The 14,178-nt window shown below is 36.5% G+C and carries 13 protein-coding genes and 2 tRNA genes; 14 read left to right on the plus strand and 1 reads right to left on the minus strand.

Features of this window, described 5'->3' with window-relative positions:
- Positions 1-101: 101 nt before the first annotated feature.
- The 5 genes from nifV (at position 102) to PHP06_06345 (ending at position 5,355) form a co-directional block, all read left to right on the plus strand.
- The gene (gene nifV / locus PHP06_06325) at positions 102-1,262 is read left to right on the plus strand and encodes a homocitrate synthase (protein ID MDD3840175.1); all 1,161 of its coding nucleotides are present in this window, start codon (positions 102-104) and stop codon (positions 1,260-1,262) included.
- Between the two features lie 17 nt (positions 1,263-1,279).
- Entirely contained in the window at positions 1,280-3,205 is a 1,926-nt protein-coding gene (locus tag PHP06_06330; GenBank protein ID MDD3840176.1) for an aconitate hydratase, read from the plus strand.
- A gap of 107 nt (positions 3,206-3,312) precedes the next feature.
- Complete coding sequence (locus PHP06_06335) at positions 3,313-3,864, plus strand: chromate transporter (protein ID MDD3840177.1); 552 nt, start codon at positions 3,313-3,315, stop codon at positions 3,862-3,864.
- Positions 3,861-4,433 (plus strand): chromate transporter, encoded by a 573-nt coding sequence (locus PHP06_06340; protein ID MDD3840178.1) that lies wholly within the window; start codon positions 3,861-3,863, stop codon positions 4,431-4,433. Before PHP06_06335 ends, PHP06_06340 begins: the two co-directional genes overlap by 4 nt.
- A gap of 247 nt (positions 4,434-4,680) precedes the next feature.
- On the plus strand, positions 4,681-5,355 hold the full coding sequence (locus PHP06_06345; protein MDD3840179.1) for a GntR family transcriptional regulator: 675 nt from the start codon (positions 4,681-4,683) through the stop codon (positions 5,353-5,355).
- An 18-nt stretch (positions 5,356-5,373) separates the two neighbouring features.
- Here the strand turns inward: PHP06_06345 and PHP06_06350 are convergent, their stop codons facing one another.
- Positions 5,374-7,251 (minus strand): ABC-F family ATP-binding cassette domain-containing protein, encoded by a 1,878-nt coding sequence (locus tag PHP06_06350; protein MDD3840180.1) that lies wholly within the window; start codon positions 7,249-7,251, stop codon positions 5,374-5,376.
- A gap of 241 nt (positions 7,252-7,492) precedes the next feature.
- Here PHP06_06350 and PHP06_06355 point away from each other — a divergent pair, with 241 nt between their 5' ends.
- The 9 genes from PHP06_06355 (at position 7,493) to PHP06_06395 (ending at position 14,168) form a co-directional block, all read left to right on the plus strand.
- The gene (locus PHP06_06355; GenBank protein ID MDD3840181.1) at positions 7,493-8,131 is read left to right on the plus strand and encodes a redox-sensing transcriptional repressor Rex; all 639 of its coding nucleotides are present in this window, start codon (positions 7,493-7,495) and stop codon (positions 8,129-8,131) included.
- A gap of 250 nt (positions 8,132-8,381) precedes the next feature.
- The gene (locus tag PHP06_06360) at positions 8,382-8,507 is read left to right on the plus strand and encodes a hypothetical protein (GenBank protein MDD3840182.1); all 126 of its coding nucleotides are present in this window, start codon (positions 8,382-8,384) and stop codon (positions 8,505-8,507) included.
- A gap of 38 nt (positions 8,508-8,545) precedes the next feature.
- Positions 8,546-9,994 carry a glutamate--tRNA ligase gene (gene gltX / locus PHP06_06365; GenBank protein ID MDD3840183.1) on the plus strand — a complete coding sequence of 483 codons (1,449 nt, stop codon included), beginning with the start codon at positions 8,546-8,548 and terminating at the stop codon, positions 9,992-9,994.
- 59 nt (positions 9,995-10,053) lie between these two features.
- A tRNA-Gln gene (locus tag PHP06_06370) sits at positions 10,054-10,127 on the plus strand.
- Positions 10,128-10,137: 10 nt separating this feature from the next.
- A tRNA-Glu gene (locus PHP06_06375) sits at positions 10,138-10,212 on the plus strand.
- Positions 10,213-10,401: 189 nt separating this feature from the next.
- Positions 10,402-11,028: a hypothetical protein gene (locus tag PHP06_06380; GenBank protein MDD3840184.1), complete on the plus strand. Its 627-nt coding sequence runs from the start codon at positions 10,402-10,404 to the stop codon at positions 11,026-11,028.
- A gap of 63 nt (positions 11,029-11,091) precedes the next feature.
- On the plus strand, positions 11,092-12,087 hold the full coding sequence (locus tag PHP06_06385; protein MDD3840185.1) for an acyl-CoA dehydratase activase-related protein: 996 nt from the start codon (positions 11,092-11,094) through the stop codon (positions 12,085-12,087).
- 5 nt (positions 12,088-12,092) lie between these two features.
- Positions 12,093-13,184 carry an acyl-CoA dehydratase activase-related protein gene (locus tag PHP06_06390; protein MDD3840186.1) on the plus strand — a complete coding sequence of 364 codons (1,092 nt, stop codon included), beginning with the start codon at positions 12,093-12,095 and terminating at the stop codon, positions 13,182-13,184.
- 18 nt (positions 13,185-13,202) lie between these two features.
- Entirely contained in the window at positions 13,203-14,168 is a 966-nt protein-coding gene (locus PHP06_06395; protein MDD3840187.1) for an acyl-CoA dehydratase activase, read from the plus strand.
- Positions 14,169-14,178: the final 10 nt, after the last annotated feature.

The following is a 14,178-nucleotide window of genomic DNA, read 5'->3' on the forward strand; positions in this document are numbered from 1 at the left end:
TTTTATTTTATATTGACACACCAAGTATAATTGTATACAATTATACCGTAACAAAAACATATCGGTATATTGAGAAATTGTGTCGAAGGGGGCGCTATTAAATGGCTGCTGCTTATGGAATGGAAAAAGATAAAGTTCATATAGTTGATACTACTTTGAGAGATGGAGAACAAACAGCAGGTGTTGTTTTTGCAAATAGTGAAAAGATAAGGATAGCCAAGCTTCTTGATGAAGTGGGTGTGGATCAGATGGAAGTTGGGATACCCGTAATGGGTGGGGAGGAAAAGAAGGCAATAAAAGCAATTGTAAAAGCCAATTTAAATGCTAGTATAATGGCGTGGAACAGAGCAGTTATCAAAGATATTCAGGAATCTATAGATTGTGGTGTGGATGCTGTTGCAATATCCATATCAACATCTGATATACATATTAAATATAAATTGCAAAAGAGCAGGGAATGGGTTCTTGACAGTATGGTGCGGGCAGTTGAGTATGCAAAAAAGAACGGTTTGTATGTTTCTGCAAATGCTGAAGATGCATCGAGAAGTGATCAAGAGTTTTTGATTCAATATGCAAAGGCTGCCAAACAGGCAGGGGCGGACAGAATAAGATTTTGCGATACAGTAGGTATATTGGATCCCTTTCAGACATATTCCAAGATTGAGAGAATAATAAAAGCTGTGGATATAGATGTAGAGATGCACACACATGATGATTTTGGTATGGCCACTGCAAATGCACTAGCAGGTGTTAAGGCAGGTGCCAGATATGTAGGGGTTACAGTAAACGGTTTGGGAGAAAGGGCGGGAAATGCTGCCCTGGAAGAAGTTGCAATGGCTTTAAAATATGTGATGAATTACGGTTTAAATATGAGTACCGATAGATTTAGAGAATTATCAGAGTATGTTTCCACTGCTTCGGGAAGAGATTTACCTGTTTGGAAAGCCATTGTAGGAAGAAATATGTTTGCTCATGAATCAGGTATCCATGCAGATGGAGCATTGAAAAACCCTAAAACATATGAAGTGTTTAAACCGGAAGAAGTAGGTTTGCAAAGACAGATAATTATAGGAAAGCATTCTGGTACAGCAGCAATAATGAATAAGTTTAATGAATATGGTATTCAACTTGACCAAAAGATCGCCAATGAAATACTTGCAAAAGTAAGGCAGGTTGCTATAGAATTAAAGAGACCATTATTTGATAAAGAGCTTATTTATATTTATGAAGAGCATATGGATAGTATGAATATGGCAAAATAACAGATAAGGAGGATTTTATGGCAAAAAATATAGTTGAAAAGATTATTGAGAAACATTTGGTAAGTGGAAAGATGCAAGCGGGAGAAGAGATAGCTATTGCTATTGATCAGACTTTGACGCAGGATTCCACCGGAACTATGGCATATTTGCAGTTTGAGGCCATGGATGTTCCTAGAGTGAAGACTAAAAAGTCTGTTGCATATATCGATCATAATACGCTGCAGACCGGATTTGAAAATGCAGATGACCATAAATATATTCAAACTGTTGCAGCAAAGCATGGGATATATTTTTCTAAACCGGGGAACGGGATCTGCCATCAAGTTAATCTTGAAAGATTTGGTAAGCCGGGGTGGACATTATTAGGTTCAGATAGTCATACGCCTACAGCAGGTGGGATAGGCATGATTGCAATAGGGGCGGGAGGCCTAGATGTGGCAGTGGCAATGGCAGGAGGACCCTATTATTTAGTTATGCCTAAAGTTTGCAATGTAATACTTAAGGGCAAATTAAGTCCCTGGGTTAGTGCTAAGGATATTATACTCGAACTGCTTCGTATTATGAGCGTGAAAGGTGGAGTAGGAAAGATTATCGAATATTCAGGGGAAGGTGTTTCCAGCCTATCTGTTCCGGAACGGGCTACTATTACCAATATGGGTGCCGAGTTAGGAGCTACCACCTCTATCTTTCCCAGCGATGAGAGAACATTAGAATTTTTAAAAGCTCAGGACAGAGCAGAAGACTGGGTTGAATTGAAGGCGGATGATGGTGCTGTATATGATGAGACTATAGAGATAGATCTGGACTCATTAGAGCCCCTTATTGCGCAGCCTCATAGTCCTGATAATGTGGTCAAGGTAAAGGATATTGAAGGAACAAAGCTTGATCAGGTTGCAATAGGCAGTTGTACCAACTCATCTTATTTAGATTTGATGAAGGTTGCAAATATATTAAAAGGTAAAACAGTGAGTCCCGATGTAAGTCTCGTTATATCTCCCGGTTCCAAACAGGTTTATAATATGTTGGCACAAAACGGAGCTTTGGCAGATATGATAGATGCAGGTGCCAGGATATTGGAATGTGCATGTGGTCCCTGCATAGGTATGGGTCAAGCTCCTCCCAGTAATGGTGTATCTGTAAGAACGTTCAATAGGAATTTTTATGGCAGGAGTGGAACCTTTAGTGCAGAAGTATACCTTGCAAGTCCTGAGGTAGCTGCTGTATCAGCTCTTACTGGATGTATAACTGACCCTAGGACATTAGGGGATCCAATCGAAATAGAAATTCCTGAAAAGTTTAAAGTCAATGATAATATGGTGATAGACCCTGTACCTCAAGGGCAAGAGGTTGAGGTTATAAGGGGACCAAACATAAAGCCATTTCCTTTAAACAAAAAATTACAAGATAGAGTGGAGGGCAGTGTTCTTCTGAAAATGGAGGATAATATCACAACAGATCATATAATGCCTTCAAATGCTAAATTATTGCCCTTTAGATCAAATATACCCCATCTGTCCGATTATTGTCTCACTCCTGTAGACGAGACATTCCCAGAGAGGGCGAAGAAATCCGGTGGAGGTTTCCTAGTTGCAGGGCATAATTATGGTCAGGGCTCAAGCAGGGAACATGCTGCTCTGGTACCTCTTTATCTTGGGATAAAAGGGGTAATTGCCAAATCCTTTGCAAGGATTCATATGGCTAATTTGATCAACTCAGGGATATTGCCTATGGTTTTTGTAGATGAAAAAGACTATGATAATATAAGTAAACAGGATACTCTTGTTATAGAAAATGCTGTACAGCAGGTAAAATCAAAGGGAGAAATTACTGTCAAAAACCTTACAAAAAACAACCAATTTAAGGTAAGGATGAACTTGTCACAAAGATTGACAGATGTTATTTTGGCAGGTGGGTTGATCAATTATATAAAAATCAACAGGTAAATCAATTATATATAGGGTAAAGTACGCTTTTTTGCTTTACCCTTGTTTTATTTAAAAATATTAAGTTCACGTATAGATTAAGGAAATATTTTATTGAAGGAGATTATATGAAAAAAAATATTTACTTTGATTTATTCAGTACTTTTTTTAAGATAGGTGCGTTCACTTTTGGCGGGGGATACGCTATGATTCCGCTTATAGAGAGAGAAGTAATAGACAATAAAAATTGGGTAGATGAAGAAGAACTATTGGATATATTGGCTTTGTCTCAATCGGTGCCTGGAGTGATAGCAGTCAATTCAGCTATATTTATAGGCTATAGGACAAAAGGTATAGCAGGGGCAGTGGCTGCCTGTATCGGGGTAATGTTGCCATCATTCATCATTATATCACTCATAGCTACTTATTTTATGCAATTTAGAGAGCATCCGGTTTTTGACCGTGCCTTTACCGGAATAAGAGCGGCTGTAGTTGCCTTGATTGTATCTGCCGTGATAAAGCTGGGCAAAGCAGGAATTAAGGATTATCAGGGCCTCATATTAGCTATAATGGCTTTTATATTAATAATATGGGTAAAGATAAATGCAATATGGGTAGTGATAGGTGGAGCGGTTGCAGGTATTTTGTTGAACAACAAACAGAGGGGAAATGCATCATGAATATCTATATAAGATTATTTTTAAGTTTTTTTAAAATAGGTGCCTTCACTTTTGGCGGAGGATATGCAATGATACCCCTTATAAGACAGGAGCTAGAGACTAATGGTTGGCTGAGCGTTCAGGAGTTTGTAGATATTATAGCTATAGCCGAGATGACTCCCGGACCATTTGCCGTCAATTCAGCTACTTTTGTAGGTATCAAGATGTCAGGGTTAGGCGCTGCAGCAGTTGCTACTATTGCCGTTGCACTCCCATCTTTTATAACAATAATTATTGTATCTAAATTTTTCTTTCAGTTTCAAGAGCATTGGCTGGTAAAAGGAATGCTGTATGGAATAAGGCCGGTGGTAGCGGGGTTGATTGCTACCGCAGCTGTACTTATCGGACAGAGCGCTCTATTAAAAACAGGTACTGTCATAAATGTTATAGACCTTAAAAGTATGTTAAATTCAATAGATTTTAAGGCTGTTATCATATTATTAGGTTCGTTGATAGCAACAGTCAAATTCAAGGTGCATCCTATATTGATCATCGTATTAGCAGGTGCTGTGGGTGTATTTATATATTAGTGCACAAGGGGACGGTCCTTCTGTGTCGTATATGAACTCCCATACGCTCAGGTAGGGAAAGCTTAACTGACATTTCCTGCATTACGTTTGCCAAGTTTTTTAGCCAAATATTTATAAGCGGTTCATTTTAAGTATTTATATATAATAAAGTGCGGTAGATTGCGGAGCACGGGAGGTATCATAATTATTTTCGATAGTGATATTTATTAGAAATTGGAAAGTAGTAGAATAAAGGAGGAAATTTGATTTGATAAGAAAATTGATCGAATCAGACCTGCATGATAGACAATCATTGAGGGGTGTAGTTTTTGAGCATATCAGGGATATGATTTTGGAGGGGAAATATGATGCAGGGGATACTTTGGTAGAGAGCAGACTAGCAAAAGAATTAGGGGTGAGCAGGACTCCTGTAAGAGAAGCTTTCCGACAATTGGAGCTGGAAGGTTTGGTAACCTGTGTACCAAACAAATATGTAATTGTTGAGGGGGTATCCCAACAAGATATAGAAGACATATTTACCCTTAGAAGCATGGTGGAGGGGCTTGCTGCCAGATGGGCGGTAGAGAGGATTACACCGGATGAAATGAAACGGTTGGCGGAAACTATAGAGCTTATGGATTATTATACTAATAAGAATGATTTAGAACAGGTTGCTAAGTTGGATAGCAGGTTTCACAACATCATATACGAGGCAAGTAAGAGTAAAATATTAAGGACTACCCTTACTACTTTGCATCATTTTATACAGAGAGCCAGGTTGGGTTCACTTAAGTTTCATGGGAGAGCTAAAGAGACTTTAAAAGAGCATAAAGCTATAATGAAGGCATTTGAAGATAAAGATGCTGAAGTTGCAGAGGAACTGTTAACTAGACATGTCAGTAATGCTAAGACTAATTTTTTAGAATTAACTAATAAAATATAAGGAGTCCATCTCATAGAACTATGAGATTAACTCCTCCCATTGGGTGTATAGGTTGTTTAATTCCGCTTTATAGTTGTTGTATTTTATGTTTATTTCTTTAGACTTATCCGGATCAGAATAATACGACGGATCACACATCTTGTGTTCAAATTCTTTGATTTGGTTTTCTCTCTGTTGAATTTTTTCTTCAATCTTTTCTAATTTTTGTGATTTTATATCACATTGTTTTATACTTTGCTTTTTATCCGTTACAGGCTTTGGTGGAGGACTGTTATCAATACTAGTTGATAATAGTTCATTTTTTTTACGCCTATAGTAAGTGTAATTACCATTGTAATCTTTTATCTTTCCATCTTCTAGCTCTAATATCCTAGTGGCTATTTTATCTAAAAAGTATCTGTCATGAGATATCACAATCATTGTACCTTTATATTCTATTAAGGCCTGTTCCAGCACCTCTTTTGATTGTATGTCCAAGTGGTTTGTGGGTTCATCCAACAGGAATAAGTTTGCCCCTGACAAAACGGTTTTGAGCAGTGCGACTCTAGCTCTTTCACCGCCGCTTAAAGTTGAGACTGTCTTAAATACATCATCTTCTTTAAATAGAAAAGCTGCGAGCATGTTGCGTATGTCAGTTTCCTTCATATGCGGATAACAATCCCATATATTATCGATGATTGTTTTGGTAGCATCTAGTGTCTTTTGTTCCTGATCATAATAGCCTATTTCCACATTGTGTCCAATTGTGTACTCTCCTGAAGAAGGAGGATATTTTCCTAAGATGATATTGAATAAGGTAGTTTTGCCTGTGCCATTTTTACCTATAAATCCTATTCTTTCACCTCTGTATATATCAAGATTAACAGAATTAAATAGTTCCAATTCGCCAAAGGATTTTGATAACCCCTTGATGGACAGAATTTTTTTTCCGCTTTGTTTCTTTACAGGGATTGAAAATCTCATTTTTTCTTGAAGTATTACAGGCTTATCCATTATATCCATCTTTTCAACGGCTTTTTCTCTACTTCTTGCAGCCTTTATGCTGCGCTGGGTATTTATAGATCTATATCTTTGTATAATTCTTTCTTGTCTTTTGAGTTCCAGCTGATTTTCTTTATATTGTTTTATTCTCTGTTGATCTAATATTTCTTTTTGATTTAGATATTCAGTGTAGTTCCCCTTATATTTAGTAATTTTTGCATTCTCGATTTGGTAAATAGTATCTACTAATGAATCTAGGAAATATCTATCATGAGAAATAATGATGATACTGCCTTTATAGCCAGATAAAAATGATTCTAACCACTCGGTAGCCTCTATATCTAAATGGTTGGTGGGCTCATCTAACAATAGCAGGTCAGGTTTTTCCAGCAATATTTTTGCTAACGATACCCTACTTTTTTGTCCTCCGCTCAGGGATGAAATTTTTTTGCTGTAATCCTCATCGTTAAAACCAAGCCCATTTAACACTCCTTTTATCTGACTTTGATATGCATAGCCTCCAGAAGAATCGAATTCCTCCTGTAGTTCAGCATATCTTTTAAGCAATTGAGTATTATTTGGGTCTTTGCTTATCTTTAATTCAAGTTCCCGAATTGATTTTTCCATATCTATAAAATAATTGAATATTTCTAGCATTTCGTTAAAAAGAGTGTTATCCGAATCCAGTTCTGACCTTTGAGGGAGATATGATATCTTGTATTTATTTGCTTTATTTACGTTTCCTTTATCAGGATATATATCGCCGTTTATGATTTTAAGGAGAGTGGATTTTCCACATCCGTTTACGCCTACAATTCCTATTTTTTCGTTCAGGTCAATGGTTAAGTCTATATTCTCCAGTATCTTTTTATCTACAAATGTTTTTGACACATTACTTAAAGAAACTATTGCCATTAAAATCCTCCTAGATGTAAATGTGTAACAAGTAAAAATAATCTATGGTTTTTTATATCTATAATGTAATTTTAACAAAAATAAGCGATAAAATAAAGAAGTTGAGCAATGCTATATTTTTTCAGATAAAAGTATAGTTTTTTAAAGCTTAACTCTATGTTGTATTAATACAAAAAGAATGATATAATTTAGTTGATTGTTAATAAATTAACAATATGAATATTTACGAGGGGGGACGTATATGAAAGAAAACTCTAATAAGGTTCCAGAAGCTGTCATAAGACGTTTGCCTAGATATTATAGATATTTATCAGAGCTTTTTATCAATGGTATAGATAGAATATCTTCAAAAGAGCTCAGTATTAGAATGGGGATAACTGCCTCTCAAATAAGGCAGGATTTGAACAATTTTGGAGGATTTGGTCAGCAGGGATATGGATATAATGTTAAGGAATTACATCAGGCTATAGAGAGAATAATTGGTTTGAATAAACAGAACAATATGATAATTATAGGTGCAGGTAATGTAGGACAGGCTATAGCAAATTATACTAATTTCGAAGCAAAAGGTTTTAAGTTAAAAGCATTGTTTGATACCAACCCTAAATTGATAGGTCTTATGATAAGGGGCATTGAGATACTAGATATAGATAAACTAACACAAGAATTTGTAAAGCAGAACAGTATAAATGTAGCGGTGCTATGTGTACCCAAAAACAACGCACAGACCGTTGCCAATAAAGCTATGGAGTGCAATGTAAAAGCATTGTGGAATTTTGCACCAGTTGACATAAAAGTTTATGACGATGTTGTTATTGAGAATGTACATTTAAGTGATAGTCTTTATACTCTTTGTTACAAGATGAATAGCAGTAAATAGCATCCAATAGATTTCCCGGGAAATTTGTTTGATGTCTATACAACAGCCCGGGGGAAAGTCGCACTGTGTCGTATATATATAAGGCATCATGTACTTCCGGTATAGCTGTTTTTATTGAGATAGTAATCTATACGAGGTCCTGTTCGATATTTAAATCTAGGGCGCATATAATACCTGTAGTTGCGACTAATGTGCCCTGCAGCTTACATATAATAGTGCGGCAGATTGCGGAGCATGGAAGGTATTATATGTGCCTGGTACAGCCGTATTTATAGGCATTATAGATAAGGATATTCTTGCAATCAATATTTGGGGGCAACTAAACGATGGTGAGCTAATAGTTGATATAAACTTGACATTTTATTATAATAGATAGGTATTGAGTATGATATTTGATATATAGGAGTGTTTATAATGTCGGAAGTAAGAGTCAGATTTGCGCCTAGTCCTACCGGAAATTTGCATATAGGCGGAGCTAGGACCGCACTTTTTAATTGGTTGTTTGCTAGAAACAGGAATGGTAAATTTATACTGAGGATCGAAGATACTGATATAAAAAGATCCACCATTGAATCAGCGGATGGTATAATTGAAGGCCTTAAATGGCTTGGTATCGACTGGGATGAAGGACCTTATTTCCAATCGGAGAGACAAAAATTATATAAAGATGAATTGCACAGGCTTATAGAAAAAGGATATGCTTATTATTGTTATTGTACCCCTGAAGAACTTGCCCATGAGAGAGAAGAGGCTGCAAAACTAAAAAAGCCTTATAGGTATAGTGGCAAATGCAGAAATCTCAGTGAGCAGCAGATAAAGGAGTATAAAGACCAGGGAAGGAAGCCTGTATTAAGGTTAAAGGTTCCTATGGAAGGTCAGGTGGTAGTTAACGATCTTATCAGAGGTAAGGTTGCGTTTAGAAATGATATATTAGATGATTTTATTATAATGAAATCAAATGGTACACCTGCTTATAATTTTGCTTGTGTAGTAGATGATAACAGTATGGGTATTAATTATGTGATCAGAGCTGAAGAGCATCTTTCTAATACTCCCAAACAATTGCTTTTGTATGAATACTTGGGATACGATATTCCACAGTTTGCCCATGTTCCCATGATATTAGCACCTGATAGGAGTAAATTAAGCAAGAGACATGGCGCTACATCTGTTCAGGAATTCAGGGATCAAGGGTATCTGCCAGAGGCTATAGTTAACTATTTGACCTTGTTAGGTTGGTCAGATGTTGATGGCAGAGAGAAAATATCATTGGATGAGACGGCAAAAGTTTTCGCACTGGACAGAGTATCTAAAAACGCAGCTGTATATGATGTAAAAAAAATGACGTGGATGAATGGCCTATATATGAGCCAGCTACCTATAAATAGGATAGAAGTGTTAGTACAGCCATTCTTGAAAAAGCAGGGAATAAATGTGGATACAGAAAATGATGAAGCACATAAAAGACTGTTATCTATATTAGATGCAGTGAGGAGTCGTGTGAGAACTTTGGAAGAGCTGGCAGAAGGATGTTTATATTTTTATAAAGATTTCGATCAATATGACCAAAAGGGTGTTAGAAAGTATTTTAAAAAGCAAGGTGTTGTAGAGCTGTTGAAAAAGGGTAAGGCTGTGTTGCAAGATGTAGAACCATTTGATTTGGAAAATACAGAAAAAGCATATAGGAAGTTGATTGATGAGCTGCAAATAAAGGGAGCAGCCATAATACACCCTACAAGGCTTGCACTTTCTGGTAGGACTGTAGGCCCTGGTTTGTTTGATATAATAGCTTTGCTGGGCAAAGAGAAATGTATAGAGAGAATGGATAGAGCAATAGAGTGGATAGAAAAAAATTTAGATTAACTCAAATTTTCATATTGAAACATTTTATATTATATGTTAAAATAGATTTCGTTGATTGTTCCGGGATTGTGTAATGGTAGCACATATGACTCTGGATCATATTGTCTAGGTTCGAATCCTAGTCCCGGAGCCAATTTTTTTGTGGCCCTTTAGTCTAGCGGTTAGGACGCCGCCCTCTCACGGCGGTATCAGGGGTTCGAATCCCCTAAGGGCTACCACATATAAAAATGCAGCTGATGGCTGCATTTTTTGTTTTATAAATCCCATCCAGATTGATATTTCAGTTCAAACCTCAAGTAATACTATCAGTTATTTTATCAACTTGATTTGTAGCAAGAATGGAATTATAATATAGTAGTATGTACAGACAGAGTGATCGGCATATGCTTAAACAGGGGGAAAAACTCGTGAAAAGCTTATTGTTTGACATGGAAAGATTAAAAAATCATTTCTATTATGATTGGTGGAAATACATTGTTGGTATTATTGCAACTTTTATAATATGGAGTTTTATAGCAACTGTAACTAGACCACAAGTTCCACCCGAAAAAAAATTAGATGTATATTTGGTAGGTAGTATTACATATCAAGATGAATTGGAAGAATTAAGTGAAAAGATGTTAGAGGATTTTCCGGATTTGGAAGAAATAAATTTCCTGCCTATACAGTACAAAGGTGAAGAAGATATTTATGGTAGGCAGAAAATATTTGTATTGTTAGGTGCAAGGAGTGGTGACTTATTTGCATTTTCAGAGCAGGATTATAAAGAAATTGCAGGTCAGGGGGCGTTTGTAAATCTTGATCCTTTTATAGATAGGGGTGTGATTGAGGATAATACGGACTATCAAAGATATAGATTATATGCGGATCAAGAGTCGGAAAAACATCTATATGGCATACCTTTAGAAGACATAACTATATTCGATAATACAAGCTATAGCTATAAGGACAAAGTTATCTCTGTTGTTGGATATAGTCAAAATAAAGATAATGCTATTAAATTTCTTAAATGGCTTATAGAAAAAGGTAAATAAATTCTTTTTATGATTGAGGTTTATTATGTAAATTAAATTGATATTTTGTGGAGGTCTAGATAAATGAAGATAGGCATTCCGAGAGCATTGTTATACTATTATTATTTTCCTTTATGGAAGACATTGTTTGAAGAGCTAGGAGCACAGGTAGTTGTTTCTGACATAAGTTCAAGGGAAATTATTGACGAAGGGGTTAAGGAAGCAGTACCTGAAATATGTGTACCCATCAAGATATATATAGGGCATATACTTAACTTATTGTCGAAAGATGTTGATTATGTGTTTGTTCCCAGGTTCACCAGCATACGCAAGGGAGAATTTTTTTGTCCCAAATTTATGGGGTTGCCTGATATGATAAAGCATTCTCTACCTCAAGTTGAAGACAAGCTGATAGAACCGCATATAAATTCGGTTACTGACAATATTGGTACTTATGATAACTTTAAATTTTTAGAAGATCTATTAGACGTGTCCCCTCAAGAGCTGAAGTCTGCTCTAAAAAAATCAGAGCATATATGGGAAATTTTTAGAGGATATAGCAAGCAGAGTTATGATATTTTAAGTGCTATGGAACTTGCCCTTGGTTCTAAAAAGGAGTTCACTAAGATGAACTCAGAGAAGAATCCAGTGAACATAGGTCTTATTGGGTATGTTTATGACGTTTATGATAATATTGTCAGCATGGATGTATTGAATAAGATCAAAGGAATGGGTGCCAATATAACTACATTTGAGATGCTAGATGAGGATGTTATACGAAAGCAGATTACTCCTATGAAAAAGAGATTGTTTTGGACCTTTTCCAACAAATTGTTGGGTGCAGCTTATCATTTTTATGAAAATGATGAGTATGATGGCATAATCCAAGTTACGGCTTTTGGTTGTGGTCCAGACTCTCTTATTGGAAAGATGTTGGAACTTGATTCAGATGAATTTGGTAAGCCGTTTATGACTATAAGAGTCGATGAGCATGGCGGGGAGAGTCACATGCTCACAAGGGCAGAGGCCTTTGTAGACATGATTAAACGAAAAAAAACTAAAAAGTTGAAGGGAGCATAAAATAGATGAAGGTCACCTTCCCTTATATGGGGCCTGTTATTGGCTACAAAAAAATGTTTGAGCTTCTTGGACATGATGTAGTTATGCCTCCAAAGCCTTCTCAAGAAACTATAGATTTGGGTGTTAAGCACAGTCCTGAGTTTGCATGTTTTCCGCTAAAAGTCCTTATGGGGTCATATATTCAGTCAATAGAGGCAGGAGCTGATACTATATTCAGTTCGGGAGGCCATGGACCCTGTAGAGCAGGATTCTATGGGGAGCTGCATAGCAAGATAATCAAAAGTTTGGGTTATGATACCCAGGTAATAATCTTCGATGAAGTAACCAGGGATTATAAAGATTTTATATCTAAAGTAAAATTGGTCAAAGGTAAAAATTCCTGGTTGAAAATGTTCAAGATAGTTTTGACCTGTTATCGCATGATACAATATATGGATATATTGGAAAAGAGGATATGCAGGACAAGGGCATACGAGGTCAAAAGAGGAAGTTGTACAAGAGTATGGGAAGAAATACTTGAGATGTTTGATAATTGCTATGCTATGAAAGATGTCAAGCAGGTAAAGAAGAAAGCAGATGAGATGATAGATTCGATAGAAACTTATCAAGTGCCTGAAGAACAAAAGATTAGGATTGGTGTTGTAGGCGAGATATATGTAGTAATGGAGCCAACCATCAATGATTATATCGAAGAAAAATTGGGATATTTAGGTGCTGAAGTGGAAAGATCACAATATCTTTCTGAATGGATAGAATTCAACCTGATTCCTAAATGGTTGAACAAATCCCATGAAAAGGAAGTATTAAAAAAAGGCGAAGAATATATTGAAATAATAATAGGCGGTCATGCCAAACAAAATGTAGGACACATTGTAGATTTTAGTGACAGGGGTTTTGATGGCATTATTCATGTTATGCCCTTTGCCTGTCTTCCTGAACTTGTATCACAAAGCATCATACCTAAAATAAGCAAAGAACACGATATACCTGTTCTTACCTTGTCGTTGGATGAACAAAGAGGGACGGCAAATGTTCAAACAAGATTAGAAGCATTTATAGATCTTGTAAAAAATAAAAAAATAAAAAAGCTTGCATGAGATGAGGAGTGGGGTCACATGAAAAAGGTTTTTTTAGGAATAGATGTTGGGTCGGTAAGCATCAATGTGGTAGGCATAGATTCTGATTATCAATTGGTTTTTAATGAATATATAAGGACCAGTGGACAGCCTTTAGAGGCTGTAAAAGAAGGATTGAGGCAGATGGGAAACTCATTTGCTGATGAGCAGATAATGGGGGTAGGTACTACCGGGAGTGGAAGACAGTTGGTAGGGGTTATGGTAGGTGCTGATATAGTGAAGAATGAGATAACCGCCCATGCTACAGCTACCACCCATTTTATCCCCAGTGTAAAGACTATATTTGAAATCGGGGGACAAGATTCAAAGATCATTATACTCAAAGATGGTATGGTTGTTGATTTTGCTATGAACACAGTATGTGCTGCTGGTACCGGTTCATTTTTGGATCATCAAGCTCAAAGACTGGGTATACCTATAGAAGATTTTGGCGCTATGGCGCTTACTGCGGAAAAATCAGTTAGAATTGCAGGAAGATGTACTGTGTTTGCAGAATCCGATATGATTTCAAAGCAACAGTACGGGTTTTCAAAAGCAGAAATTATAAATGGACTATGCGAAGCATTGGTGAGAAATTATATAAATAATCTGGGAAGAGGAAAGCCGTTGAACCCTCCCTTTGTTTTTCAAGGAGGAGTTGCTGCTAATGTGGGGATAAAGGCTGCTTTTGAAAAAGAAATAGATCATGAAGTGATAGTTCCAGAGCATTATGATGTGATGGGTGCCATCGGTGCTGCTATACTTTCAAGAGAATATTTAGAAAACACCGGACAAAAGACCAAGTTTAGAGGATTTAAAGCTACCGACTTAGATTTTGAGCCTACCAGTTTCTATTGCAAAGGATGTTCAAACAATTGTGAAGTAATAAAGGTTATGCTCAATAAAAAAGTTATAGCCATGTGGGGAGACAGGTGTGGTAAATGGGGGAACTCCATCGTTAGTTGATAGAGGAGAA

It is taken from the genome of Clostridia bacterium, from assembly GCA_028698525.1.
Taxonomy (GTDB): Bacteria; Bacillota; Clostridia; order JAQVDB01; family JAQVDB01; genus JAQVDB01.